28 protein-coding genes are annotated in these 25,668 nt (G+C 67.2%); 8 read left to right on the top strand and 20 right to left on the bottom strand.

What is annotated here, in order from left to right; genetic code table 11:
* Positions 1–153 precede the first annotated feature (153 nt).
* Both dnaK and CPZ00_RS11640 read right to left on the bottom strand, forming a co-directional pair.
* Positions 154–2,091 (bottom strand): molecular chaperone DnaK, encoded by a 1,938-nt coding sequence (gene dnaK / locus CPZ00_RS11645; RefSeq protein ID WP_096391026.1) that lies wholly within the window; start codon positions 2,089–2,091, stop codon positions 154–156.
* Between the two features lie 190 nt (positions 2,092–2,281).
* Positions 2,282–2,614 (bottom strand): uS10/mL48 family ribosomal protein, encoded by a 333-nt coding sequence (locus CPZ00_RS11640; protein ID WP_096391025.1) that lies wholly within the window; start codon positions 2,612–2,614, stop codon positions 2,282–2,284.
* Positions 2,615–2,828: 214 nt separating this feature from the next.
* On the opposite strand from CPZ00_RS11640, the gene CPZ00_RS11635 reads away from it, so the two are divergent.
* The 4 genes from CPZ00_RS11635 to hpt all read left to right on the top strand — a co-directional run bounded on the left by CPZ00_RS11635 (position 2,829) and on the right by hpt (position 5,341).
* Complete coding sequence (locus tag CPZ00_RS11635) at positions 2,829–3,275, top strand: bis(5'-nucleosyl)-tetraphosphatase (RefSeq protein WP_096391024.1); 447 nt, start codon at positions 2,829–2,831, stop codon at positions 3,273–3,275.
* A gap of 79 nt (positions 3,276–3,354) precedes the next feature.
* A complete protein-coding gene (locus CPZ00_RS11630) occupies positions 3,355–4,008 on the top strand; it encodes a hypothetical protein (RefSeq protein WP_096391023.1) in 654 nt (217 codons plus the stop codon).
* Positions 4,005–4,640 carry a hypothetical protein gene (locus CPZ00_RS11625; protein WP_096391022.1) on the top strand — a complete coding sequence of 212 codons (636 nt, stop codon included), beginning with the start codon at positions 4,005–4,007 and terminating at the stop codon, positions 4,638–4,640. Before CPZ00_RS11630 ends, CPZ00_RS11625 begins: the two co-directional genes overlap by 4 nt.
* A 131-nt stretch (positions 4,641–4,771) precedes the next feature.
* A complete protein-coding gene (gene hpt, locus CPZ00_RS11620) occupies positions 4,772–5,341 on the top strand; it encodes a hypoxanthine/guanine phosphoribosyltransferase (RefSeq protein ID WP_096391021.1) in 570 nt (189 codons plus the stop codon).
* Positions 5,342–5,443: 102 nt separating this feature from the next.
* Here the strand turns inward: hpt and CPZ00_RS11615 are convergent, their stop codons facing one another.
* Both CPZ00_RS11615 and CPZ00_RS11610 read right to left on the bottom strand, forming a co-directional pair.
* Positions 5,444–7,096, bottom strand: a complete 1,653-nt coding sequence (locus CPZ00_RS11615; protein WP_233255085.1) for a sensor histidine kinase — start codon at positions 7,094–7,096, stop codon at positions 5,444–5,446.
* 163 nt (positions 7,097–7,259) lie between these two features.
* Positions 7,260–7,562, bottom strand: coding sequence for a transcriptional regulator (locus tag CPZ00_RS11610; RefSeq protein WP_096391019.1), 303 nt, complete (start codon positions 7,560–7,562; stop codon positions 7,260–7,262).
* A 148-nt stretch (positions 7,563–7,710) separates the two neighbouring features.
* Between CPZ00_RS11610 and CPZ00_RS11605 the strand changes: the two genes are divergently transcribed.
* Entirely contained in the window at positions 7,711–8,685 is a 975-nt protein-coding gene (locus CPZ00_RS11605) for a sugar phosphate nucleotidyltransferase (protein WP_096391018.1), read from the top strand.
* Between the two features lie 41 nt (positions 8,686–8,726).
* Here CPZ00_RS11605 and CPZ00_RS11600 read toward each other — a convergent pair whose 3' ends face one another.
* Positions 8,727–9,476, bottom strand: coding sequence for a diphthine--ammonia ligase (locus CPZ00_RS11600; protein WP_096391017.1), 750 nt, complete (start codon positions 9,474–9,476; stop codon positions 8,727–8,729).
* Between the two features lie 188 nt (positions 9,477–9,664).
* On the opposite strand from CPZ00_RS11600, the gene CPZ00_RS11595 reads away from it, so the two are divergent.
* The gene (locus tag CPZ00_RS11595) at positions 9,665–10,105 is read left to right on the top strand and encodes a universal stress protein (RefSeq protein WP_096391016.1); all 441 of its coding nucleotides are present in this window, start codon (positions 9,665–9,667) and stop codon (positions 10,103–10,105) included.
* 79 nt (positions 10,106–10,184) lie between these two features.
* Here CPZ00_RS11595 and CPZ00_RS11590 read toward each other — a convergent pair whose 3' ends face one another.
* Together CPZ00_RS11590 and CPZ00_RS11585 are read right to left on the bottom strand one after the other, a co-directional pair.
* On the bottom strand, positions 10,185–10,754 hold the full coding sequence (locus CPZ00_RS11590; protein WP_096391015.1) for a DUF7110 family protein: 570 nt from the start codon (positions 10,752–10,754) through the stop codon (positions 10,185–10,187).
* A 222-nt stretch (positions 10,755–10,976) separates the two neighbouring features.
* Entirely contained in the window at positions 10,977–11,321 is a 345-nt protein-coding gene (locus CPZ00_RS11585) for a glutaredoxin family protein (RefSeq protein WP_096391014.1), read from the bottom strand.
* A gap of 96 nt (positions 11,322–11,417) precedes the next feature.
* Between CPZ00_RS11585 and CPZ00_RS11580 the strand changes: the two genes are divergently transcribed.
* A complete protein-coding gene (locus CPZ00_RS11580; RefSeq protein WP_096391013.1) occupies positions 11,418–12,224 on the top strand; it encodes an NRDE family protein in 807 nt (268 codons plus the stop codon).
* A 24-nt stretch (positions 12,225–12,248) separates the two neighbouring features.
* Positions 12,249–12,602, top strand: a complete 354-nt coding sequence (locus tag CPZ00_RS11575) for a helix-turn-helix transcriptional regulator (protein WP_096391012.1) — start codon at positions 12,249–12,251, stop codon at positions 12,600–12,602.
* A gap of 27 nt (positions 12,603–12,629) precedes the next feature.
* On the opposite strand, the gene CPZ00_RS11570 is transcribed toward CPZ00_RS11575, so the two are convergent.
* The 13 genes from CPZ00_RS11570 to purE form a co-directional block, all read right to left on the bottom strand.
* Positions 12,630–14,183, bottom strand: a complete 1,554-nt coding sequence (locus tag CPZ00_RS11570; protein WP_096391011.1) for a DHH family phosphoesterase — start codon at positions 14,181–14,183, stop codon at positions 12,630–12,632.
* A 153-nt stretch (positions 14,184–14,336) separates the two neighbouring features.
* A complete protein-coding gene (locus tag CPZ00_RS11565; protein WP_096391010.1) occupies positions 14,337–15,905 on the bottom strand; it encodes an NADH-quinone oxidoreductase subunit N in 1,569 nt (522 codons plus the stop codon).
* Positions 15,905–17,428, bottom strand: a complete 1,524-nt coding sequence (locus CPZ00_RS11560) for a complex I subunit 4 family protein (protein WP_172861821.1) — start codon at positions 17,426–17,428, stop codon at positions 15,905–15,907. The genes CPZ00_RS11565 and CPZ00_RS11560 overlap by 1 nt, the downstream gene beginning before the upstream one ends.
* Positions 17,425–19,476 carry an NADH-quinone oxidoreductase subunit L gene (gene nuoL / locus CPZ00_RS11555; RefSeq protein WP_096391009.1) on the bottom strand — a complete coding sequence of 684 codons (2,052 nt, stop codon included), beginning with the start codon at positions 19,474–19,476 and terminating at the stop codon, positions 17,425–17,427. Before nuoL ends, CPZ00_RS11560 begins: the two co-directional genes overlap by 4 nt.
* Position 19,477: 1 nt before the next feature.
* Positions 19,478–19,780 carry an NADH-quinone oxidoreductase subunit NuoK gene (gene nuoK, locus CPZ00_RS11550; protein ID WP_021074925.1) on the bottom strand — a complete coding sequence of 101 codons (303 nt, stop codon included), beginning with the start codon at positions 19,778–19,780 and terminating at the stop codon, positions 19,478–19,480.
* 2 nt (positions 19,781–19,782) lie between these two features.
* Entirely contained in the window at positions 19,783–20,172 is a 390-nt protein-coding gene (locus tag CPZ00_RS11545; RefSeq protein WP_321167643.1) for a hypothetical protein, read from the bottom strand.
* Positions 20,169–20,432: an NADH-quinone oxidoreductase subunit J gene (locus CPZ00_RS11540; RefSeq protein WP_021074927.1), complete on the bottom strand. Its 264-nt coding sequence runs from the start codon at positions 20,430–20,432 to the stop codon at positions 20,169–20,171. Before CPZ00_RS11540 ends, CPZ00_RS11545 begins: the two co-directional genes overlap by 4 nt.
* Before the next feature lie 71 nt (positions 20,433–20,503).
* Positions 20,504–20,965, bottom strand: a complete 462-nt coding sequence (locus CPZ00_RS11535; protein WP_039400544.1) for a NuoI/complex I 23 kDa subunit family protein — start codon at positions 20,963–20,965, stop codon at positions 20,504–20,506.
* A complete protein-coding gene (locus CPZ00_RS11530; protein ID WP_096391008.1) occupies positions 20,962–22,056 on the bottom strand; it encodes a complex I subunit 1/NuoH family protein in 1,095 nt (364 codons plus the stop codon). Before CPZ00_RS11530 ends, CPZ00_RS11535 begins: the two co-directional genes overlap by 4 nt.
* Positions 22,056–23,738 (bottom strand): NADH-quinone oxidoreductase subunit D-related protein, encoded by a 1,683-nt coding sequence (locus tag CPZ00_RS11525; RefSeq protein ID WP_096391007.1) that lies wholly within the window; start codon positions 23,736–23,738, stop codon positions 22,056–22,058. Before CPZ00_RS11525 ends, CPZ00_RS11530 begins: the two co-directional genes overlap by 1 nt.
* A complete protein-coding gene (locus CPZ00_RS11520; RefSeq protein WP_096391006.1) occupies positions 23,735–24,436 on the bottom strand; it encodes an NADH-quinone oxidoreductase subunit B in 702 nt (233 codons plus the stop codon). Before CPZ00_RS11520 ends, CPZ00_RS11525 begins: the two co-directional genes overlap by 4 nt.
* The gene (locus CPZ00_RS11515; protein WP_096391005.1) at positions 24,433–24,849 is read right to left on the bottom strand and encodes an NADH-quinone oxidoreductase subunit A; all 417 of its coding nucleotides are present in this window, start codon (positions 24,847–24,849) and stop codon (positions 24,433–24,435) included. The genes CPZ00_RS11520 and CPZ00_RS11515 overlap by 4 nt, the downstream gene beginning before the upstream one ends.
* A gap of 147 nt (positions 24,850–24,996) precedes the next feature.
* Positions 24,997–25,611: a 5-(carboxyamino)imidazole ribonucleotide mutase gene (purE, locus tag CPZ00_RS11510; RefSeq protein WP_096391004.1), complete on the bottom strand. Its 615-nt coding sequence runs from the start codon at positions 25,609–25,611 to the stop codon at positions 24,997–24,999.
* Between the last annotated feature and the right edge of the window lie 57 nt (positions 25,612–25,668).

The following is a 25,668-nucleotide window of genomic DNA, read 5'->3' as shown; positions in this document are numbered from 1 at the left end:
TCTTGTGACGTCGTAATTCGTCGGGCTACTTGAAAAGCGTGCACCCGACCCGCGGCCGAGCCGCGCCGGTATCGTCCCGATGCGGGCGTGTCTCGTTCGTCCGGATGACGTCGACCGGCGATCGAGGCAGTGCTGGGTGGCTGGTGAGACCGACTATTCGTCGTCCTCGTCCACGTCCTCGAAGTCGGCGTCGACGTACTCGTCGTCGCCGGGCTCGCCGGCACCGTTGCCGGCCGCGCCGCCGGCACCGCCCATCCCGCCGGGACCGGCGCCGCCGGCACCGCCCATTCCGCCCGGACCGGCGCCCGCCGCCCCGGCGCCGCCGGCGGCACCGGCCTGGGCCGCCTGTTCCTGATACATCTGCTTGCCGATCTCCTGGAGCTGCTCGGCCAGGTCCTCGGTTGCCGACTCGATCTCGTCGATGTCGGCGTCCTCGTCCGCAAGGACGTCCTCGACGTCGTCCATCGCGTCCTCGATCTCGGCGATCACGTCGTCGTCGACGTTCTCCTCGTTCTCCTCGATGAGGGTCTCGGCGCGCTGAACCGTCGATTCGGCCTCGTTGCGGGCCTCGATCAGCTCGCGGCGCTTCTCGTCCTCCTCGGCGTGCTGTTCGGCCTCCTCCTGCATCCGATCGATCTCCTCGTCGGAGAGGCCGGCGCCGCCCTCGATGGTGATCGACTCGGCGTTGCCCGAGCCCTGGTCCTCCGCCTCGACGTTGACGATCCCGTTCTCGTCGATGTTAAAGGAAACCTCGATCTGCGGCGTTCCGGCGGGCGCCGGCGGGATGCCGGTGAGCTGGAAGGCACCCAGCAGCTCGTTCTCCTCGGCGATCTCGCGTTCGCCCTGGAAGACGCGGACGTTGACCGACGTCTGGTTGTCCGCGGCGGTCGTGAAGACCTTCGAGGCCTCCGTCGGGATCGTGGTGTTCTTCTCGATGAGCCGCTCGAAGAGGCCGCCCTTCACCTCGATGCCGAGCGAGAGCGGCGTCACGTCCAGCAGGACGATGTCGTCGACGTCGCCCGAGAGCACGCCGCCCTGGACGGCCGCGCCCAGCGCGACGGCCTCGTCGGGGTTGACGTTCTTCTTCGGCTCCTGGCCGACGAGCTCCTCGACCTTCTCCTGTACCTGCGGCATCCGGGTGGAGCCGCCGACGAGGATGACCTCGTCGATGTCGCCCTTCGCGTAGCCGGCGTCCTCGAGCGCCTGCTCGGTCGGACCGACGGTTCGCTCGAGGAGGTCACCGGTCAGCGACTCGAAGGTGGCCCGCGTGATCGACTGCTCGAGGTGGACGGGCCCGGAGTCAGTCGCCGTGATGAACGGCAGGTTGACCGTGGTCTCCTTCTTGTTCGACAGCTCGATCTTCGCCTCCTCGGCGGCCTCCGTGAGCCGCTGGAGGGCCTGTCGGTCCTCGCGGAGGTCGATCCCGTGGTCGTTCTCGAACTCCTCGGCGAGGTGGTCGATGACCGCCTCGTCCCAGTCGTCGCCGCCGAGGTCGTTGTCGCCGTTGGTCGCGACGACCTCGTAGACGCCGCCGCCCAGGTCGAGGATCGAGACGTCGAAGGTGCCGCCGCCGAGGTCGTAGACGAGCACCGTCTGGTCGGACTCGTCGTCGAGGCCGTACGCCATCGCAGCCGCGGTCGGCTCGTTGACGATCCGGTCGACCTCGAAGCCGGCGATCTCGCCGGCGTCCTTCGTCGCCTGTCGCTGCTTGTCGTTGAAGTAGGCGGGGACGGTGATGACCGCCTTCTCGATCTCGTCGCCGAGGTACTCCTCGGCGTCACGTTTGATCTTCTGGAGGATCATCGCCGAGACCTGCTCGGGCGTGTACTCCTCGTCCTCGATCTCGACGGTGTAATCCTCCTCGCCCATATGTCGCTTGATGGACTGGATCGTTCGGTCGGGGTTCTGCACCGCCTGGTTCTTGGCGGGCTTGCCGACCAGCCGCTCGCCGTCGTCGGAAAACGCGACGATCGACGGCGTCGTGCGGTCGCCTTCGGCGTTCGCGATGATCTCGGGGTCGCCGCCCTCCATCACCGCAAACGCGGAGTTCGTGGTACCGAGGTCGATACCGAGGATCTTGTTGCTCGCCATCTTGCAAGGAAATACCGGTTTGCGTCGGTTAAAGGTTACTAGACGGGGTCGATCGCCGGTTCAGAGTACCCTGCCGCAGTCGTGCGATCTCGTCCAGCGGACGTCGTCCACGGTCGGTGTCTTTATGCTGATCCTCTTTTCAACCGTCAGTCCCGATCGAACCGGCCGCCGGTCGTGGGCGCTTCGCCCGTCAGTCGCGCCCGTGGCCGAGCGGCTTCTTCCGATCGACTTCGACCTCGACGTGGACGGAGTCGGGGAAGTCGCGGTCGACCATCTCGCGGGCGATGTCGTCGGACCCGTGGATCTCGAGTTTGCGCGCGTAGACGGTGTACTCCCACGGGGAGAACTGGTCGCCCGGTCGGAGTTGCTTATACAGCTGGACGCGCGTTCGCTCGGGCGAGAAGGCGTGAGGGCCCTTACACTCCACGCCCTTTCGCTCGAGCGTCCGGTGGAGGTCCTCGACGGTCTCCTCGAGGACGCGCCGGTCGCCGGATTCGAAGGAGAGTTTGGTGACGAAGGTCATCGCTGGGGATATATCGGTCGTGGGGCGCCGACGGGTAAAAACGCACCTACATCCGGTCGTGCGGGGCGAGGCGGCACACGTCGGAGATCGAGCGCCGCGGCCCGGGACGGTCACGGACCGGGACGGTCACGGCCCGGGACCGCCGCGGACCAGCCGACGTGGCGGGGTGTCGCGTCCGACACCCTCTTTAGCGGCGACCAAGTAGAACCCCGCAATGACGGTCGAAGCGACGAGCGCTGGAGCCATCCTCTTCCGCGACACCCGCGGCCACCGGGAGTACCTGCTCCTGAAGAGCCGTCCGGGGGACTGGGAGTTCCCCAAAGGCGGGGTCGAGGGGGACGAGGAGCTCCAGCAAACGGCGATCAGGGAGGTCGAGGAGGAGGCGGGGATATCCGATTTCCGCCTCATCGACGGCTTCCGCAAGGAGTACGATTACGTGTTCGAGGCGAACGGCGAGACCATCCACAAGACGGTCCACCTGTTCATCGCGCGCTCCTTCGAGGCCAGCGCCGAGCTCTCGAAGGAGCACCGCGACCTCCAGTGGCGCGACTACGACCAAGCGATCAACACGATCACCCAGGACGGCCCCCGCGAGATCTTCGAGGAGGCCCACGAGTACCTCGACGACATCAAGGCCGAGGAAGACGGCCAATACGGCTAGGTCGGCCCGAACGACCAGATGGTTTCCCGATGATCCAGCAGCCCCGATCCGAACGGCGTTGGCCGAGGTTCCAGCGACGATGACCGACACGAACGCCGACCTCCTGGCGTCGCTGTTCCGCGACACGCGGCGGAACGCGCTCATCGGCTGGGTACTCGTCGGATTGGTCGGGCTCGTGTTCCTGGAGAGTCTGCTGCCGCTCGACGTCCAGTGGCTCATCGTCGCGGCGGCCACGGCGGGCGTGATGACGCTGCCGGCGGCCGTGCGCCGTGACTGGCGCGTGATGCTCCCGTGGGAGCTGCTCGCCCTCGCCGCGCTGCCGCTCGTGGCACGAGCGCTCGCCCCGGGTGTCGAGGTCGGCGTCTTCGCGACGTACCTCGCGCTCGCGGCGCTGGCGCTGCTCGTGGTCGCCGAGATGGACATGTTCACGCCGATGCGGGTGACCCACTGGTTCGCGGTCCTGTTGGTCGTCGTGGCGACGCTCGCGACGGCCGCGCTGTGGACGATCGTCCGCTGGGGACTGGACCGAACGTTCGGCTCGGCGTACCTGATCGACAACGAGGCACTGATGATCGAGTTCCTGTGGGTGACGATCGCGGGGATCGTCGCCGGCCTCCTGTTCGACCTCTATTTCCGCCGGCGGGATCGCGCACTCACGCGGCGTCTCGAGCGGGAACTCGGTGATTCCGGACGGACCGGATCCGCGAACGAGGACGGAGGGCAGTCCGGATGATCCGACGGCTTCGGGCGGCTCTGCCGCCCGCGACCAAACGCGGGCTCGCACGGTCGATGCAGGCCGTTCTCGTCGTACTGATCGGCTATGGGGCTTGGATCGGCGAGCCGAAGGCGGTGACGAACGGCACCGCGGCGCTGGCGATCACCTTCGCGCCCGCGGTCATCGAGCGGAACTACCGCGTTCCGATCGACCCGTTCCTGGCGTTCTGGCTCACGACCGCCGTCTTCCTGCACACGCTCGGGTCGGCAGGTCTCTACGCCTCCGTCGGCTGGTGGGACCACGTCACCCACGCCACCTCGGCGTCCGTCGTCGCCGCGATCGGGTACGTCGCCGTTCGTGCCGTCGACGCCCACCACGAGGAGATCCGTCTGCCGCGGCGCTTCTTCGTCGTCTTTCTCGTCGCGTTCGTGCTCGCGTTCGGGGTGGTCTGGGAGCTGTTCGAGTTCGGCCTCGACGTCTTCGCGGCCCGGACCGGGATCGCGATGCCGCTTGCCCAACACGGCCTCGAGGACACCGTGAAGGACCTCGTGTTCAACTCGTTCGGCGCGCTCCTCGTCGGCGTCTGGGGCCAGGCGTACCTCACCGGCGTGGGCGAGCGCGCCCTGAACCGCCTCCCTCTGGACGACTAACTGCCGGAGCCGGCACCCGGACGACTGAACCCCGGCCGAACCGACGACGTCACGGTCGCAAACGGGTGGGAGACCGGCGCACGCACGGCGATAACCGCCAGGCTTTATCCGACCGGGTCTGTACCGGCGACATGGACCAGCTGGAGCAGTCCCTGCTCGACGCCCCGATCATCGAGAAAGGCGAGTACGAGTACTTCGTCCACCCGATAAGCGACGGGGTCCCGATGCTGGAGCCGGAACTCCTCCGGGAGATCGTCATCCGGATCATCCGGAAGGCCGAGCTCGAGAACGTCGACAAGATCGTCACGCCGGCCGCGATGGGGATCCACATCTCGACCGCGCTGTCGCTGATGACCGACATTCCGCTCGTGGTCATCCGGAAGCGCCAGTACGGCCTCGAGGGCGAGGTCCCGCTGTTTCAGGAGACCGGCTACTCGGAGTCCGAGATGTACATCAACGACGTCGAGCCCGGCGACCGCGTGCTCGTGATCGACGACGTCCTCTCGACGGGCGGCACGATGAAGGCGATCCTCGACGCGTTGACCAACGACATCGGCGCGGAAGTCGTCGACGTCGTCGCCGTCATCAAGAAGGCCGGCGACAACGACCTCGACGACACCGACTACACCGTCCGAACTCTCATCAACGTCACCGTCGAGGACGGCGAGGTCGTCATCGTCGACGCCCACGGCGACGGGTGATCGGAAGCCGGGGGTCGCTCGGGGAGTAGACGCGAGAATCGGGATCCGGACATTCGAATCGCAAAGCCAGTGTGGGAACCGGGTGCACAACGCGGACGGAGGTCACTCGGGGCGCCGAACGCCGGCGATCTCGAACCGGGCGCCGCCGGAGTCCGCCTCGACCGCGCGGACGGTCCAACCGTGTGCCTCGGCGATCTCCGAGACGATGGCAAGCCCGAAGCCCGTCCCCTCCGGATCGCTCGTGTAACCGTACTCGAAGACCTCCTCGCGCTTCTCGGGTGGGATCCCGGGGCCGTCGTCGGCGACGTAGAAGCCGGGCGAGTCCGCGAGCGGTCCGACGGTGATCGTGACGTCCTCGCCGCCGTGCTCGATCGCGTTCCGGAAGAGGTTCTCGAGCAGCTGTTGCAGCCGGTCGGCGTCGGCGTCGATCGTGGCGTCGGCGTCCACCTCGAGCGTCGCCGCCCCCGCGTCGATCACCCTCCATGCCTCCTCACACACCGTCGCGATCCGGACGGGTTCCGTCTCGCCGATCGGCTGTCCCTGCCGCGCCAGCGTGAGGACGTCGGCGATCAGCTCCTCCATCCGGTCGAGCGCGTTCGCGGCCGCCTCGAGGTGCTCGTCGTCGCCGGTCTCCAGGGCGAGATCGACACGCCCCTGTGCGACGTTGAGCGGGTTCCGCAGGTCGTGTGAGACTACGCTCGCGAAGCGGTCGAGTCTCTCGTTCTGTCGCTCCAGCTCCATTCGGTAGCGCTCGCGGTCGGTGACGTCCGTGATCGTGAGGAGCCGACCGAGGTGACGCGACCCCGCCGTGAACGGGCCCACGGAGACGCGGTAATACCGGGTCTCGCCGTCCCGGTCGATCCGACAGATGTCGTCGTCGGCGCCGATCGCGGCGGCGAGTTCGGGGAGCGCCTCGGCGATCGGCTCGCCGATGACGACGCGGTCGGCGATCTCCGGGAGGTGCTGCCGCGCGCTGACGTTATAATCGCGGACCCGGTCGTCGTCGTCGAGGACGATCACGGGCTCGTCGGTCTCGTGGGCGATGCGCGTCGCCTGGAACTGATCGTAGAAAATGAACAGCACCCCGACCGCGAAGACGGCGACCCCGAGGGGCTCGTAGGTCATGTCGATCAGCCCGGGGTGCAGATACCCGACGATGTCGAGCACCAACGGAAGTCCGGTGATGCCGACGAGTATCGCCAGCGGCGTGGTGTCGGCGCCGACCTGCGTGAACTGCTCGACGAGCATGAATATCCCGACGGTGGCGAGCGCGTACGCCAGCCCCATCGCAACCCAATGGCCGACCAAGTGGTGGACCCCGAGATGAGGAAACGGCGTGGTGCTCGGTTCGACCGCGAAGTAGATGCCGTGTATCGGGTTGGTGAACTTGACCGCGAGCACCGCGAGGAAGATCCCGACCGCGGTGCGCCGATAGACGGGCTGCCGGTGGAGCGTCCGTCCGGAGTAGGCCGAACAGAAGTAGAGCCACGCCCCGATGGTCGAGAAGCCGGCCACGAGCCCGGCGACGTACAGCGGGACCGCCAGCGAGCTTTGCCTCGCGATCAGGAACCCGACGTGGGCCGTCGCCCAGAGCCCGCTGAGCACGAGCAGCGAAACGAGTCCGACGCGAACGTCCGGATCATCGAACGTGCGTGCACGGGGAACGCTCGCGAAGCAGGCCACCGCGGCCGCGGCGAACGCCAACACGTAGACCGCGAACGTCGTCGACACCGACGGGAGCGTCTGAGCGAGCACGCCACGAGGTAGTGGATAGACCACCATAGGTGTTTATTCGATCGTGACGTCGCCGGGCGGATCGCCAGCAGGCCGGTCTCCCAGCGGGCCGGTCTCCCAACAGGTCGGGCGCCGGACGAACCGCTCCCGGCTCGACCGACTAGTCCGCTCCCGGATCGGCCGACTAGTCCGTCCCCTCGATCCGATAGATCGGCTCCTCGATCCGTTCGGAGCGACACTCCGGGCATCGTGAAGGCTGCCCCAGGAGGTCGTCGAATCGGTCGAATCCGCAGTCGGGACAGGTCGGCGGCGCGACGAGGAACCGTTCGTCCGCCCCGGCCGACTCCGCGACGTGCTCGAGATGGTCGTAGACGACGGGCACCGGAACCGCAAGCTCCTCGGACAGTTCGCTGGCGGCGGCTTCATCGTCGCGGAGTCGATCCGCGATCCGCTGTCGAGTCGTCCGGTCGGCGTCGGCGGGGGACATACCGGGAACTATGTCGGAACCGGTATAAATGCCACCCCGTGGCGGCCGGACGTCGGGTCGACGGGGATATCGAGCGGCGGGTCGACGATGGGCACCGGCCGTCCGAGACGGAAAGAATGATACGATGCCTGCCCGTCTGCGCGAGTATATGAAGGCGGTTGTCCTCGCCGGCGGGTACGCGACGCGGCTGTGGCCGATCACGAAGGATCGCCCCAAGATGTTTCTCCCGATCGGCGACCACACGGTCATCGACGAGATCTTCGCGGATCTCGAGGCCGACGAGCGGATCGACGAGGTGTTCGTCTCCACCAACGAACGGTTCGCGGGGGAGTTCGAGACGTATCTCGCGGAGACGGCCTTCGAGAAACCCGTCCTGTCCGTCGAGGACACCACCGACGAGTCCGAGAAGTTCGGCGTCGTCGGCGCGCTCGCTCAGCTCGTCGACCGCGAGGGAATCGACGACGATCTTGTCGTCGTCGCCGGCGATAACCTCATCAGCTTCGACATCTCTGCGTTCGTCGACTTCTTCGCGGCGCGCGGCGAGCCCGCGCTGGCAGCCTACGACGTCGGCTCCCGCGAGAAGGCCAAATCCTACGGCCTCGTCGAACTCGAGAACGACCGCGTCGTGAACTTCCAGGAGAAACCCGCCGACCCCAAGAGCACGCTCGTCTCCATCGCCTGCTACGCGTTCCCCGCCGAACGGCTCGAGGACCTGTCGACGTACCTCGAGGCGGGCGAGAACCCCGACGAGCCCGGCTGGTTCATCCAGTGGCTCCAACAGCGCCGGACGGTGCGGGCGTTCACCTTCGACGGCGCCTGGTTCGACATCGGCACGCCGGAAAGCTACCTCGACGCGATCGAGTGGTCCCTCGACGGCGGCACGGTCGTCCACGAGGACGCAACCGTGACCGACTCACGGCTCGGCGATACCGTCCACGTGATGGCGGGCGCGACGGTCGAGGACGCCACCCTCGAACGAGCGGTCGTCTTCCCCGAGGCCACCGTCCGAAACGCCGAGATCCGGGGGTCGATCATCGACCGGAGCACCACGATCGAGAACTTCGACCTCTCCGGCGCGCTCATCGGCGCTCACACCTCCATCACCGACGGCGGCCAGTTCTAGACGCCGCCGCGGGGTCACCGGTCGCGTTCCAGGTTCGACGCTCATCCGAGCCGCGCGTCCGTGACGCGCAAGTGTCCGCGGGATCCCTCCCAGACCGGCTCCGCATCGATCTCGATCGGCCGGTCCATATGTGGCCCGTCGGTGACGATCGTCTCGAACTCGCCCCCCTCGCCGAGGACGTGGACGCCGTACTCGTCGTTGAGATCACGGAGGTCCGCGAGCGCCTCGCGGTCGAGCGTCCGTCCGAGCCAGGACGCATCGAGACCGTAGGCGGCAATCTGAACGATCGTGATCTCGAAGCCGGCGTCGAGCATCGCCTCGGCGAGCGCGACCGGGTCGCGCTGCCACAGCGGGGCGAACAGATCGATCCCGAGCCGGTCGCACATCGCCTCGATCCGGCTCGTCTGGAACTCGCTTTCGACCGCACCGGCGGTGACGCCGGCGAGGTCGATCGGGGAGTGGGCGGTTTCGACGGCCGCATCAGCGCCGGAGCCGCGCTGGAGGGCCGCGAGCGCGGCCTCGAGCGGTTCGAGTTCGGCGTCGCCGCGGTCGCCGGAATCGGCGGCCCCGACGGCCTCGAAGTCGTCCGGCTCGAGTTCGATCAGCTCGAGACCGATGCTCTCGGCGGCGAGCCGCGCGAGGTCGGTCGCGGGCGTGTGATACATGTACGAGTCGCCCACGGGATGGACGGTCAAAAGCGTCGTCACGTTCATCCCCGTCTCCAGGGCCCGGTACAGGGCCCACGCGGAGTCCTTGCCGCCCGAAAAGAGGCTCACCCACTCGTCGTTCATACTCGAGAAAGCAGTCTCGCGTGTAAAGCCGCGACGGTCCGGCGTGACGCCGGCGCCGGCCGCCCGGTCGACCGGGTGCGTTCGGGACCCGCGAGCGCGTTGGCTGCGTTCGGGATCCGCGAGCGCGTTGGCTGCGTTCGGGATCCGGGAATACGTTGATGGGTTCGCGCGTGCAACGGTACGCACGGATGTACGACCACGTACTCGTTCCAACGGACGGCAGCGAGACGGTTTCGGAGACCCTCTCGCACGCACTTCCGATCGCGGCCGACAACGACGCCACGGTCCACGGCCTCTACGTCGTGGACAACCGGATCGTCACCGCCGCCGACAACGACGCCAAGGACGAGATCCGCGACTCGCTCGAGCGGGAAGGACGGACCGCGGTCGCCGACGTGGCCGACAGCGCGGCCGAGGCGGGGCTCGACACGGTGGAGGCGGTCAGAACCGGCACGCCCTGGAAGGAGATCATCGAATACGCCGACGAACGGGACGTCGATCTGATCGTCATCGGCACCCAGGGGAAGACGCCGAAGGAGAAGATCGTCTCGCTGGGCAGCGTCTCCGAACGAGTCGTCGACAACGCGTCGATACCGGTGTTCGTCGTCCGAAGCGGCCGATCGGAGTGAGAACCGGACGGGAACCAGCGAGCGGATCCGGCTCCGAGAACCCGAGCGGGCCGGCTGAACCGATCCGTGGGCGCAGCGGTCAGTCCGAGATGAACTCGTTGTCGCGCCAGTTGACCCCGCCGTTCCCCTCGCCGTTCCCCTGCGGGCTCTCGACGACCTCGACGGAGGCCGGACGTTCCTCGCCCTCGACGATCCGCGTCGCGTGCAGCTCGTCGTCCGTGTTGGTGATCGCGGTAAGCGTCCCCTTCTCGGACAGCAGGGCGATATCGCGCAACACGAGGAACATCGGGTACTGCAGTGCCGTGTTCTGTAACACGGTCTCGCGGTCGCCCTTGAAGCAGGCGAACTCGACGAGCTCGGAGGGGATCTCCTCCTCCTCGTCGTCCATCCACTGCGGGCCGCCGGCCCGCGGCGGCTCCTCCTCGTAGACGCGCGTTTCGGTGACGGAAGCCTTGAGCTGGGCCGTCGGCGTGTACTTGCTGATGCTCTCGTCGTCCGAAACCGCCTTGAGTATCAACGTGTTGTTGCGGCGAGTGATCTCCACGTCGTCGATCTCGGGGGGCAGCCCCGGATCGTCGTCGAAGTAGTCCTCAAGGTCCTCGAGTGGCAGTTCGAGCGTCGAATGAAGTCGGAACACGCAGCCTGACATGGTTGAACTAGGGGGGTGGGTATGGCTCATCGCAGCGCCGACACGGTAACCGTACCTGGTGGTTGATAGGGGACCGAGCCTTATAGGGTCTCCCCTTGGCGGATCCACGGGCCGTCACGCGGACCGAACGTCGTGGACGGAACGGTCGGCGACGGTGGACGGAACGGCCGGCGACGGTGGACGGAACGGTCGGGCGAGGACGGTCCGGATGGATCCCGTCGCCTACTCGACGACGAGCGTCTCGCCGAGCTCGCCACGCTCCTCAAGCTCCGCGAGCACGTCGCTGCCGCCGACGAACTCGCCATCGACGAACGCCTGCGGGATCGTCTCCCAGTCGCTGTGGTCCGCGAGCGCCTCCCGGTACTCCGGCAGCGCCGGGAGCACGTCGACCGTCTCGAACTCCTCGACGTGTTCGGCGATCAGCGCGACCGCGCGCTTGGAGTAGCCACACTGCGGCATCAGCCGATTCCCCTTCATGAACAACACGACGTCGTTGTCGGCGATCGCCTCATCGACGCGGGACCGGATCTCCTCGTTCGTGGCCTCGCTTTCGGGCGTGAACGTCATGGACGTGGGTACGCGGTCGCAAGTCAAAGGGGTTGCGCTGTCCCGCGGACCGAACGACCGATCGGTTTTTTCCCGCTCGACCGCCGACTCTCCCACGTGTGTACGCTCGCACTCGCCTGGCGGGTCTTCGCCGACGCGCCGGTCGCGGCCGGCGCCAACCGTGACGAACGGTTCGACCGCCCAGCCGAGCCGCCGCGACTTCGGGCGGACCGATCGCCGCCGACCATCACACCGCGGGACCAGCAAGCTGGTGGCACCTGGATGGGCCTCTCTCGCGAGGGGCTGTACGTCCTCCTCACGAACCGCTGGCTCGATGAGCCGGTCGACGGGGACCGCTCCCGCGGACTGCTCGTCGACGACTGTCTCGACCGCGCGTCGGCGAGTGACGCCCTCTCGCACGTCCGATCGGAACTCGAGGACCGCGATCGGACCTACGCGGGCTTCTCGCTCGTCCTCGCCGACGCGACCGGGGCGTTCCTCGTTGACAACGACGGCGGGCTGCGCGTGACCCGTCTCGACCCCGGCGTTCACGTCCTCGTCAACGTCGGCGGCGTGATCAACCGACGACGGCGGTTCGCTGTCCCGAACCGACGCGCCGATGCGGGCACCCGGCAACGGACGGCAGCGATCGCGCTTGCCCAGCGAGCGCGCCCCGAGCCCGGCGAGGAGGCGACCGCGTGGCTCGACCGCGTCGGGGAGGCCCTCGGCGACCACGACCTCGGCGTCTGCGTCCACGGCGAGGGGTTCGGAACGCGCTCGAGCACGCTCGTTCGCACCGGTCCCGACCCGTCATTTCGATACGCGGACGGTCCCCCGTGTACGGCCGCCTACGAGCCGGTAACGCTCCCCGACGGGTGGGGTGCCGATTCGTCCGCGACCCGCGGCCGGGAAAGCCACCTTTAAGCGAGTCGCGGGCCAGAAACTGGTATGAGCGTGTCCGAACTCGAGGCCGACCTTTCGGCCGACGAACGCGCCGGGCTCGAGCTCATCCGCGAGACCGGCGGCATCCACCAGAGCGACTTCTGGAAGGAACTGGACGTCTCCTCGCGGAAGGGCAGCCGCATCGCCGAGGCGTTGGAGGAGGCCGAGCTCATCCAGCGCGAACGGACCGTCTACGACGGACACAACACCTACTTTCTCGAACCGACCGCACGTGACCTGGACTTCTCGCTGTTGATGGCCGGCGATATGCTGTCCCCGTTCATCGGCGAGGAGGAGATCGATTCCCAGTCCGACGCCTTCTCGCAGTGGCTGATGAACCTCGCCTACGAGGAATACTGACGATTCCCGTCCTATGGACCGAACCGCTCACTCGTCGTGACCGTCGGCGTCATCGGCGACGTCGGCTCCCGTCGCGCCGTTCTCCTCGCGATCCCGGCCGGTGACGTCGGCATCCGCCGCGCGCGACGCGTTCCGTGACGCCGGCATTCCGGCCGGATCGATGTCGGCGGTCGGCGGGGTCGGCGCGTTCGCGATCGTCTCGAAGAACCGGCCCGAGATGCTCTCCCTGACGACCTCGGTCAGGGACGCAGTCGAGCCCTCGTCGACCGCGCCGAGGATCCCGAGCGGGATCTGCGCGCCGGCCATGTCCGCGTGCCCGCCCGCGGATCCGATCTGTCCGAGCGCGTCCCGCAGCGTCTCCCCCAGGTCGACGTCGGCCCCGCGAGCCCGCGCGGAGGCGTAGATCGTGTCATCGACGAACCCGTAGACGAACGTGACCGTCACGCCCTCCATATCGAGAAGCCGCTCGGCGGCCTGCGCGAGCGCGTCCCGGTCGGCGATCTCGCCGACGCAGGACGCGACCACGGATCCTTCGACCTCACGTTCCCGGATCGCTCGCGCCAGCGTCTCGAACGTCTCCGGACTCACCGTCGGGGTCTCCACGCGTTCGAGCGTCTCCACGTCGGCCGTCTCGAGGAGCGCCGCCGCGGCCTCGACGTCGGCGACCGCGACCTCCCGCGTGAAGTCCCGCGTGTCGATCCGGATCCCGTACAGCATGGCGGTCGCGATCCGTCGATCGAGGTCGACCGCGAGCCGGTCGAGATACTCCGCGACGATCGTACTCGTGGCTCCGAGATCCGGCCGGATGTCGACGTACCGTGCCTCGACGGGGCCGCGAGGGGGATGGTGGTCGACCACCAGATCGACGTCGGCGTCCGTCGGAAGGCTATCGTTGATCCCGGGACGCGAGTGGTCGACCAGCGCGATCCCGCCGTATTCCGCGAGGTCGACCGATTCCAGGTGCCGAAGCTGGATGTCCAGCAGGTTGACGAGCGCGCGGTTCTCCTGGTGGGAGATCTCGCCGCCGTAACAGGCGTCCGCCGCCACCCCGACCGACTCGGCGACGCGTACGAGGCCGATCGCGGACGCGATCGCGTCCGGGTCGGGATTGTCGTGGGTCACGACCGCCAGCGGCCCGGACAGCGACCGCAGCGTCCCGACCAGGTCGACGACGCGCTCGTCGGCGTCCGCGTCCACGACCTCGAGCACGCGCCGCGTGAGCGCCGCGACGGGATCGATGCACCGGTCGACGACCGCCGCGATCGACTCGCGAGTCGCCGAATCCGCCTCCGTACCGACGTACGCGATGAGCGACGCCGCCGGATACGCCCGGCGTGCGGACCGCGCGGCGGCGAGGTTTCGTTCGGCGTCGTCGGAGGCGAGCACGACGACGTCGACGTCGTCGGGATAGGCGGCGGCGTCAGCGGGATCCGCCTCGGTCGCCGGAACGTTCGTCTCCCGAAGCGTCGTCACCCAGCCCGCGTCATCGGTCACGACGTACACATCGCCGCGGCGCTCCCGAACGTGCTCGATGAGCGTGTGGCCGACGGCGCTACAGCCCAACACCAGACGCCGAACCATACAGGCGTGATGTGGCGTCCGCGGATAAAACGGTGCCGTCCGCGGGATCGGCGCTGCGGCTGAGGAACGACTCGACCGAAGGACGAAGCGGCCGGGGAGCGAAGCGACGGAGGAGGGGTAGCGTCGAAAAGCGCCGAAACGCCGGCGGATCGGTTAGCCGAACAGGGCCGTGGCCGCAGCCTCGGCGGTCTCGATGACCGGGCCGAAGCCGGGCAGCACGACCACGGTTGCGACCGCGGCCACGATCACGGCGCCGTAGAGCGCCGTCGGCCGCGAGTCGACCGCCGCGAGGGCGTCCGTGGGGTCCTCGATCCAGATCGCCTTCACGACGCGGCTATAGTAGTACAGCGAGAGCACGCTGTTGAGCGCGCCGACCGCCGCGAGCCACCAGAAGCCGTTGAAGACGGCGCCGGCGAACAGGAAGTACTTCGAGAAGAACCCGCCGAACGGGGGGATCCCCGCCAGCGAGAACATGAAGATCGTCATCGCCACGGACGCCATCGGGGCAACCGTGCCGAGGCCGGCGTAGTCCTCGAAGGTCCGTCCGACGCCCCACCGTTCAACCATCGCGATGAACAGGAACGCGCCGGTGTTCATAAAGCCGTAGACGAACAGGTGCGCCATCGAGGCACCCATCACGGCGCCGTTGTGGCTCCCGCCGGCCGAGATCGCGGCGAGGCCGATGAGCGCGTAGCCGGCGTGCCCGATCGACGAGTACGCCAGCATCCGCTTGACCTCGGTCTGGACGGCAGCCGCGAAGTTGCCGAGCGTCATCGTCACGACCGCGAGCACGGCGAAGACGAGCGCCCAGTCGATGCCGACGGCGGTGACCTCGCCGCCGAGATGGAACGCCTCGGTGAACACGCGGAACGCCACCGCGAAGCCGGCCGCCTTCGAGGCCGACGAGAGGAAGGCGCTCACGGGCGCGGGCGCGCCCTCGTAGACCTCCGGCGCCCAGAAGTGGACTGGCACGGAGGCCGTCTTGAACGCGAAGCCGGCGATCATCATCACTACGCCGACGCCGGCAACGCCGGCCAGGTCGCCGAGGTCGCCGAACGCGGCGGCGACGTCGCTCAACAGGAGCGACCCGGTCGCGGCGTAGACCAGCGAGATGCCGAAGACGAAGATCGCCGAGGAGACCGCCCCGACGAGGAAGTACTTCAGCCCCGCCTCGACGCTGCCGCGGTTCTCCTTGAGGTATGCGACGAGCGCGTACGAGGGCAGCGACACCATCTCGAGCGCGACGAAGATCGTCGCCAGCGAGCTCGCGGACGCCAGAAGCGCCATCCCCGCCGCCGCGAGAACGACCAGCGAATAGAACTCGCCCGGCGTCTCGTGGTCGGTCAGGTAGTCGCGGCTAGCGACGACGACCAGCGTCGTCACCGACGCGACGATCGCCGTGAAGAACAGCGCGAGCCCGTCGATCGTGATCGCCTCAGCGAACAGGGTGATCGCACCGCCGGTCGCGGGCCGGCCGGTCCCGGCCGCCAGATACCAGCCGGACAGCGCCAGCGCGGCAAGCGAGCCGACCGCCGCGATGATCGAGAGCTCGGTGTTCGTCCGACGGTTCGGGAAGACGGTGTCCCAAAGCAGCAGCAGGAGCCCCGCCGCGACGAGCGCGAGGACGGGGCCGAGCGCCGCCCATTCGGGAAGCGGCGCTCCGCCGGTCTGTGCGGGCAGCGTCGCGAGCGGTTCGACCGTCGACGACTGTAGGGAGCTCATCAGTTGACACCTCCTTCGACCACGGGAACGACCGCCTCACGGATCATCTCGAAGAACAGATCCGGGGCGACGCCGAGGACGATGATGGCGACGAGCAGCGCCGCAAGCGGGAGCGTCTCCCGACGCGGTGCCCGTCCCAGCTCGTAGTCGGTATCGAGCCGGAAGGGCCCGAACAGCGTCCGCTGCATCGCGAACAGCAGATAGCCGGCGACGATCACGATGCCGAACATCGCAAGCGCCGTGAAGACCGGCATCAGCCCGTTCGCGACCGGCGAGCCGAACGATCCGACGAAGACGTAGAACTCGCCGGCGAAGCCGGCCAAAAGCGGCAGCCCCATATACGCGAACGCACCGGCGACGAGGATCCACACCGCGACCGGCATCCGGTCGGCGATGCCCGACATGTCCGTCACCATCCGGGTGTGGGTCGCGTTGTAGATGACGCCGACCGCCATGAACATCAGCCCGGAGATGAGCCCGTGAGCGACCATCTGGAAGGTCGCCCCGCCGACGCCGTAGACGGTGAAGGCGATCAGCCCGAGGATGACGTACCCCATCGAGGAGACGGAGGAGTACGCGACGATCCGCTTGAGGTCCTGCTGGGCCAACGCGAGCATCGCGCCGTAGATCACCGAGATCACCGCGAGCGCGGCGATCGGAACCGCGAGCGCGCTCGCCTGCTCGGGCAGCATCGTGAAGTTGAACCGGAGCAGCGCGTAGGTCCCCATCTTCAGGAGAACGCCCGCCAGCAGCACTGATGCCGGCGTGGGCGCCTCGACGTGTGCGTCCGGAAGCCAGGTGTGGAACGGCACCATCGGCACCTTCACCGCGAACCCGGCAAACATCGCGACGAACGCCACGAGTCCGATCGTCTCCGCCGGGATCCCGTAGAAGGACCCGAGCTCGCCGGCCGCGATCGACTGCGTGACCTCGGGAAGGCCGAACGTCTCGACCGGCAGGCTGAACACGAGCGCCATGAACCCGAGGAACATCACGAGCGACGCCGCGTTCGTGTACACGAAGAACTTGATCGCGGCGTACTTGCGGCGCGGACCGCCCCAGACGCCGATGAGGAAGTACATCGGGAGCAGAACGGCCTCCCAGAAGACGAACCACGCGAAGAAATCCAGCGCGGCGAACACGCCGATCAGGTTCGCCTCCATGAAGAGGATCAGGCCGTAGAACTGGCTTTGCCGGTCGTCGATCGGCGTCCACGCCGAGACGATCGCCAGCGGCACCAGGAACGCCGTCAGAACGACGAGCGGGAGGCTGATCCCGTCGAGGCCGACGAACCACTGGATGGTGTAGCCGCCGACCTCGATCCAGTCGATCTGCGTCTCGAACGCGAGCTCGCCGCCCGTGAGGGCGTTGCCGCTCCCGTCGAACCGTGCCCACAGGAAGAGGCTCCCCAGGAAGGGAACCAGACTGAGCGCGAACGCGAGACGGCCGGCCCACTCGTCGGGAGCGAGCAGCACCGCCAGCGCGCTCACGAACGTGAATGCGATGAGTGCTTCGATGATCACAGGAACCACCCTCCGAGAACGCCGAGGACGAGAATCAGCCCGGTCACCCCGAGCGTGAGCAGCGCGGCGTAGTGGGTGACGACGCCGGTCTGCACGCGACGGATCCGGTCACCGGAGACCAGACTCACCGAGGAGACGCCGTTGACGACGCCGTCGATGACGCCCTGGTCGAACGTGTCCGCCGCGCTCGCGACGCCGGCGGTTACCTGGGCGATCCGAACCTGCAGCTCGTCCTGGTAGTAGTTGTTGTACAATACGGTCTTGATGCCGCCGAGCGCCGCCGTGTGCTCGGCCGGCTCCGCCACGTTGTAGAGCCGCCAGGCGAGCGCGAGCCCGCCGAGCGCCAGCGCGAGCGAGACGCCAGCGCCGATCAGCACGGTCGGCACCTCGCCGCCGGCGATGTACCCGGAGCTGTACGGACCGAGATCCGCGTAGTGGTGTGAGGTGAGCTCCGAGAACCCGCCATAGTGGCCGTCGAGCCACAGGTGGAGGAAGTCGATCCCGTCGATCCCGAGCACCTTCTGGACCGGCACCATGTTGACGACGCCCGAGACGACCGCAAGGACGCCGAGGACGGTCAGCGGCCCCTTCACGTTCCACCGAACCGAGTGCGGGTCACGCGCGGCGTCGGTCCGCGGCTCGCCGTGGAAGGTGAGAAAGACCATCCGGAACGTGTAGAAGGCGGTGACGGGGACTGCAAGCAGCCCCATCGCCCACGCGCCCAAAAGCAGCGGCTCGTTCAGGCCGTGAACCAGCGCCTCGTAGAGGATCTCGTCCTTCGACCAGAAGCCGGCGAACGGGAAGATCCCCGCGAGCGCGAGCGAGCCGGCGACGAACGTCCAGTAGGTGACGGGGAGCTTCTCCTTGAGCCCGCCCATCTCCCACATGTTCTCCTCGTGGTGCATCGCGATGATGACCGCGCCGGCGCCAAGGAACAGCAGGGCCTTGAAGAAGGCGTGGGTCATCAGGTGGAAGACCGCGGCCACGTACCCGCCCGCGCCGAGCGCGAGCATCATATATCCGTATTGGGAGATGGTGGAGTACGCGAGCACCTGCTTGAGCTCCTCCTTGACGAGCCCCATCGTGGCGGCGAACAGCGCGGTGAAGCCGCCGACGAAGGCGATGATCGCCATCGTCGTCGGGGTCAGCACGTAGAAGCCGTACATGCGGGCGACGAGGTAGACGCCGGCGGCGACCATCGTCGCGGCGTGGATGAGCGCCGAAACCGGCGTCGGGCCCTCCATCGCGTCGGGCAGCCACGTGTGTAGCGGGAACTGTGCGGACTTGCCGATCGCCCCGCCCAACACGAGCAGGCCGACGACCGTGAACCACGTCCCGACGTCGAGTCCGAACGGCGTCCACGCGTCGAACTCCCCGTTGAGCGCGTGTTCGGCGAGGACCGGGAACGACTCCGACCCGACGAAGGAGGCGGTCCCGAACGTCGCGAACACGGCGACGACGCCGACCAGGAAGAAGTAGTCGCCGAACCGCGTGACGAGGAACGCCTTCTTCGCCGCCGAGGGCGGCCCCGGCTCCCGAAAGTGGAAGCCGATGAGCAGGTACGAACACAGGCCGACCAGCTCGAAGAACATGAACGCCATCAGCAGGTTGTCCGCGACGACGAACCCGAGCATCGACGCGGTGAACAGTCCGAGCCCGGCGTAGTAGCGCGGGAGGTCCCGTTCGCCCTCGTCGTTCATATAGCCGAGCGAGAACACGTGGACGAGCGTCGCGATGAGCGACACGATGACGAGCATCAACGCCGACAGCGGATCGATCAGGACCCCGAAGGTCAGCTCGATCTCTTGGGGGCCGATGCCGCCGGCGATCCCGTCGGTCGAGACCCAGGTGTACAGCGTTTCGGTGTGCTCCCTGCCGCCGGCGACGGTGACAAGCATCCACAGCGACAGCAGGAGCGACCCCGCCGTCGCCGCGATCCCGCCGAAGGCACCGCCTTTGGGGAGGTATTTTCCGAACGCGAGCGCGACCAGGAACGAGATGAACGGCAGCACCACGATCGCGGGAACGTAGGCGAACGCGTCTACCATCTTACCACCTCATCCCCCGCGGTACCGTGACGTCGGTCACGCCGAAGTTGCGATACAGCACCAGAATGATCCCGATCCCGATCGCGACCTCCGCGGCCGCGAGCGCGATCACGAACAGCGAGAACACCTGGCCGGTAAGGTCGCCGTAGTACGCCGAGAACGCGACGAAGTTGATGTTGGCCGCGTTCAACATAAGCTCGACGCTCATCAGGAAGTACAGCGCCTCACGCCGCGTGAGAACCCCAAACAGGCCGATACAGAAGACCGCAGCGGCCAACAGCAGGTAGTATTCGGGTGCGACCACGGTCAGTCACCTCCCTCCCCGACCTTGCGGCCGCGGGAGAACGCGCCGCCGACGGCCGAAACGATCGAGCCGTCGGACTCGCGTTTCGCGAGGTACAACGCGCCGTCGATCGCGACGTCCAGGGTGATCGCGACGATGAAGAAGGCCGCGAGGAACCCCTCGGTCGACCCCGCGAACGCGCCGAGATCGACGTTGAACAGCGCGAATCCGATGCCGTGGGTGATCCCGTATTCGCCGGCCTCGAGGCCGGCGGGGTCGCCGAAGTCGGCGCCCAGGATCGTTACGGCCAGGACGCCGAACAGCAGCAGCGACGCCAGACCGGGGACGAGCCCCCGGTCGGAAACGTCGTACTCGTCGGGCCCGCCACGCTCGCGTGTGTCCGGGTCACTCATACGCTACTCACCTCCGGGTCGTCGGTACGCGTAAGCATCACGGCGAACGTGATGAGGATGAGGACCCCGCCGACGTAGACGAGAACCTGCATCGCTGCGACGAACTCCGCCTGCAACATCACGTAATGCACCGCGACGCTCAACAGGGCGGCGCCCAAAAGCAGGGACGCGTGAAAGACGTCCCGAACGAGGACGACGCCCAGGCTGCACGCCAGCGTAACCAGGGCGAACAGCGCGAACGCGATGGTGTCAAGGACCATTGTGTGTGTGACTCCTTTGAGATACCTTTTGTATGTCGGTTTCGAGAGCGACTCCGCCGTCGCTCCGGGGGCTACTGATAATCGACCTCCCCGTCTCCCTCGCCGACCCATGCGCCACGGTCGGGGTTCCGGGAGTTGAGCGGGTCGATCCCCTTGTACCACGGGACGTTCTTGAGCTGTTCTTTGTTGTACACGAAGTCGTCCTTCGTGTCCGCGGTGAACTCGAAGTTCTGGGTCAACAGGATCGCGTCGACCGGACAGACTTCCTCACACAGCCGGCAGTAGATGCACTGTCCGATGTGGAGGTTGTACTCCTCGCCGTTGCGCTGGTCGTCCTGGACGATCTGGATCGTGTCGTTCGGACAGACGTTCTCGCACTGTCGACACCAGATACACCGCTCCTGACTGAACTTGTGGACGCCACGGAACCGCGGGCTCACGTCCGGGGCGACGTCCGGATACTCCACCGTGAACGTCGTCCCGTCGAGCGCGTGTTTCATCGTGGTCGCCATCGATTTTAGCAATCCGATCATGAGGCGATCACCCCCACGAGCACCGCCGTGAGGATCAGGTTCGCGAACGACAACACCAACATTCCCTTCCAGCCGATCTCGATCAGCTGGTCGATGCGAACGCGCGGCAGCGCCGAGCGGCACCACTGGGTGAACAGGAAGAACGCCCAGACCTTGACCACGAACCAGACGAACCCGATGCTCGCCGGTCCCGGACCGGACGCGCCGCCGAGGAAGGCCATGGCGAGGATCGCGCCGCCGAGGAAGATATGCAGGAACTCGCCGAGGTAGAACAGCACGAAGTACGCCGAGGAGTACTCGGTCTGATATCCAGCGACGATCTCGGTCGGTGCTTCCGGGATGTCAAACGGGTTCCGACCGATCTCGGCCATGTTCGCCACGACGAACAGCCCGAACGCGAAGGGGTTCACGATGGCGAACCACGAGGGGATCGTGACGCCGGCCACCGTGAACAGCGCCTCCTGTTGGGCGGCGACGATCTCGCTCGTGCGGAGACTGCCCGTGAAAACCACGACCGACATCGCGGTCACGATGAGCGGGATCTCGTAGGCGAGGTTCTGCGCGACGGCGCGCAGCCCGCCCAGCAGCGAGTACTTGTTGTTCGACGCGTAGCCGGCCATCACGAGCGAGACGGAGGCGATCGACGCGAACGCGAACGTCAACGCGAAGCCGACCTCGGGGTCCGCGAGCTGCAGGTTGATGGGACCGAGTTGGCCCATCGGAATGACGGCGAAGCCGAGCATCGCTGACGCCGGGAGGACCAGCGGCGCGAGGTCGTAGGACGGCCGGTCCGCGCCCTCCGGAATGATGAGCTCCTTTGCGAGCAGCTGGACCGCAGCCGCCGGGATGATGAGCAGCCCGAACGGGCCGATCCGGTCGACCGCGATCCGGTCGGTGAAGGCGGCAGTGATCTTCCGTTTCGCCCACGGCCCGGCAACGCCGGTGAACGCAAGCATGATGTTCCCGACCAGGAACGCCGCGATGAGCGCGCCGACGGCCTCTCCGATCACGCCGGGGAGGCCGAGCGCGTTCGTCACCTGCTCGGGGAACAGCTGTGCCGGGGCCGCACCGAGGAGGGAACCGGCCGCCATCAGCGGTCCACCTCCCCGAGCACGATGTCGAGGCTGCCGAGCGCGGCGACCATATCGGGCACGTACTCCCCGTTGGCCATTTCGGGCAGCGTCTGGAGGTTCGAGAAGCACGGCGACCGGATCTTGAACCGGGCCGGCTTGTCGGTCCCGTCCGCGCGGATGTAGATCCCGAGCTCGCCCTTCGCACCCTCGACGGCACGGTAGATCTCTTTGTCGTCCTCGGGCTTGAGCGTGCGCGGCACGTTCGACTGGATGGTACGGTCCTCCTCGGGCCAGTCCTCGAGGAGATCGATGCACTGTCCGATGATCTTCGCGGACTCCTCGACCTCCTGGAGCCGCACGAGCAGCCGGCTATAGTTGTCACAGCCGTCCTCGGTGATGACGTCCCAGTCGAGCTCGTCGTAGTAGCCGTACGGGTCGTCACGACGGAGGTCGTAGTCGACGCCGGAGCCACGCACCACCGGTCCGGTCGCGCCGTACTCCTTTGCGACCTCCGGCGGGAGGATCCCCGTGTCGATCGTCCGCATCTGGAGGATCTCGTTGGCCGTCAGCAGGTCGTGGTACTCCTCGACGGAGCCGGGGAGCTGGTCGAGGAAGGCGCGCGTCTTCTCGAAGAACTCATCGCGCGGCTCCGGCAGGTCCCAGACGACGCCGCCGAGCCGGAAGTAGTTGAACATCATCCGCTGACCGGTCAGGTCCTCGAGGATGCTCTGGGCCTGCTCACGGTCGTTGATCGCGTACATAAACGTCGCCGTGAAGTCGCCGTTGATGTCGAGCGCGAACGTGGCGACCGCGAGCATATGGGCGGCGATCCGGCACAGCTCGGCCCCCATCGTCCGGATGACCTGCGCGTACTCCGGCACCTCGATGTCCGCGAGGTCCTCGGCGGCGCGGGCGTAGGCCCACTCGTTCAACAGCCCCGCCGAGATGTAGTCCCAGCGGTCCGGGTACGGCATGATCTGGTGCCGGTAGGTGCCGCTCTGGGCCATCTGTTCCTCCGACCGGTGGAGGTAGCCGATGTCGGATTCGACGTCCGCGACCTGCTCGCCGTCGAGGGTCGTCTTGAGGTGCAACACGCCGTGGGTGGCCGGGTGGTGGGGACCGATGTTGATGAACATCGTGTCCGACTCGTCCTCCCGGTGGTCCGCCTGCAGGGGGTTGGCGTGTTCACGCAGCGAGACGACCTGCGGCTGGTCCTTGTCGTAATCCATCGACAGGGGATGTCCCTGCCAGGTCTCCGGCAGCAGGATGCGCCGCAGGTCGGGATGGTCGTCGTACTCGATCCCGACGAGGTCGTACGCCTCCCGTTCGTGCCAGTCGGCCGTCCGGAAGACCGGCTCCGCGGACTGCGAGACCGGGTTCCCTTTGTCCGCGGGGACGACGACGCTGACCTCCTGGGTCGGGTCGGCGAACTTCTTCAGGTGGTAGATCGACTCGTAGCGGTTCTCGTACTCCTGGGCGGTGACCACCGAGAGGTGGTCGTAGCCCGCCTCCTCCTTGAGCGTCGAGAGGACGTCCTGGACCGCGTCGGGGCGGATCACGAAGCCGGGCGCGTTGACGTGTTCCTCGCGGCCGATGACGGCATCGCCCAGGAGTTCGGCGAGTTCGTCGGGGTCCCGTTCGACGACGGCCGAGGCCTCGTCGGTCGTCTCGAGGTCCCCCGCTGGGTCCTGTAAGCTCATGGCGAATCAGCGAAGTTGTATCGCATCACGAGGTCGTCCTCGTCGATCTGGTCGGTCAGATGCTCGACGAGCTCGTCCTGCTCGAGCTCCGAGAACTGTTCGAGCTCGTAGGGCTTGACCGTGACCGGGCTCGCCTCGCCGTTGGCGATGCGTTCCTGAAGCTTGGCCACGCCGTAGACCAACGCCTCGGGGCGGGGGGGACAGCCCGGAACGTGGATGTCGACCGGGATGACCTCCTCGGCGCCCTTGATCACGTTGTAGCCCTCCTGGAACGGGCCGCCGGAGATGGTACACGATCCCATCCCGACGACGAACTTCGGCTCGGGCATCTGGTCGTAGACGCGCTTCATCCGCGGGGCGAACTTCGAGACGATCGTTCCGGGAACGATCATCACGTCCGCCTGTCGCGGCGAGGCGCGCGGCACGCCGGAGCCGAACCGGTCGAGGTCGTGTTTGACCGCGTAGGTGTGCATCATCTCGATGCTGCAGCAGGCGATCCCGAACTGCAGCATGAACATCGATGATCCACGGGCCCAGTTGAGGAACTTGTCGAACTTCGTGAGGATGAACGGTGAGGAGCCGAACGCCTCCCGAAGCCGCGAGTTGAATCTGTCGCCGCGACCCTCGCCCATCCGGGCATCGCGGGTCTCTGTCACTACCGCGGAGTCGTCCGTGATAAATGGTTGATCGCTGCTCATGGTTGGTTACGTTCCGTCTTGCGGCGCATCGCACGGGGACTGCTCATCCATTCGACCGCGCCGTTGCGCCACGCCCACACGAGTCCGACGGTGAGGATACCGACGAACGCCAACATCGGCAACAGGAGCCGTGCCATCGGGACGCCCGCGTTCAGCGCGGGACGGTAGATGACGACCCACGGGAACAGCAGGACCGTCTCGATGTCGAACACGAGGAACAACAGCGCGACCATATAGTACTGGATGTTGAACCGAATGCGCGCGCTGCCGGTGGGGACCTCCCCGGACTCGTAGATGGTGCGTTTGCCTTGTTCCGGCACGGTTGGACGGAGTAACGCCGAGACCCCCATCATCCCTAGCGGGATGCCGATCCCGACGACCGCCAATGCGCCGATAGCTATCCAATCGCTCATACAGGTCTCCGTAACGTACGTGGGTTTGGTTGGGCCCTACATAAGCGTTGATTCTCGCACGCGCGGGTGTGAGACGCGGGTTCACAGGGGGCAAGCCATCGGATGGACGGTTCCGGTACCGACTCGGAGCGCCGATCCCGGGACCGATCAGGCGTTCCGGTCGCGGAACCCGTCGATTCCGAGGTCGTGGAGGGCCTCGGAGACCGCCGCGACGTCGGCCGTGAGGTCCTCGTGGTACTCGATGAGCCGCTCCTCTATCGACTCGTGTTCGCGCGCGAGCACCTGTGCCGCCGAGAGGCCGGCGTTGAACGATTTGCCCGCGTCGACCGCCACGATCGGCGCGCCGGTGGGCATCCCGATGACGGAGTCGACCGACTTCTCCTGGACCGGGACGCCGACCACCGGGATCGGGTAGGCGATCGATGCGGTCATGTTCGGCAGGTCGGCCGACTTGCCCCCGGCGCCCGCGATGATGACGTCGAGGCCGCGGTCGCGAGCCGTTTCCCCGTACGCGTACATCAGCTCCGGCGTCCGGTGGGCCGAGACGACGTAGGACTCGTAGGTGAACCGGCTCGACGGCGGGTCCGAGAAGTCGGTCTGTTCGGCAAAGCCCAACGTATCGAGCGCCTCGTAGGCGCCCGCCATCGTTGGCAGGTCCGAATCCGAACCCATGATGATGCCGACGTCCGGCGTGGTCGCCGGGTCGGCCCCCTGGTCGGCTTCCGTCTCGAGTCGGTCGATGAGGTCACGTGGCGTGGTCATTGTGTCGGATCGGCGTGATGGCGTTGGTCGTCGATCGTTCGGTGCCGGGTGCCTCAG

The sequence above is a fragment of the Halopenitus persicus genome (genome assembly GCF_002355635.1).
Taxonomy (GTDB): Archaea; Halobacteriota; Halobacteria; order Halobacteriales; family Haloferacaceae; genus Halopenitus; species Halopenitus persicus_A.
Note: the sequence above shows the minus strand (reverse complement) of the source record. Positions and strands in the feature narration are given on the sequence as shown.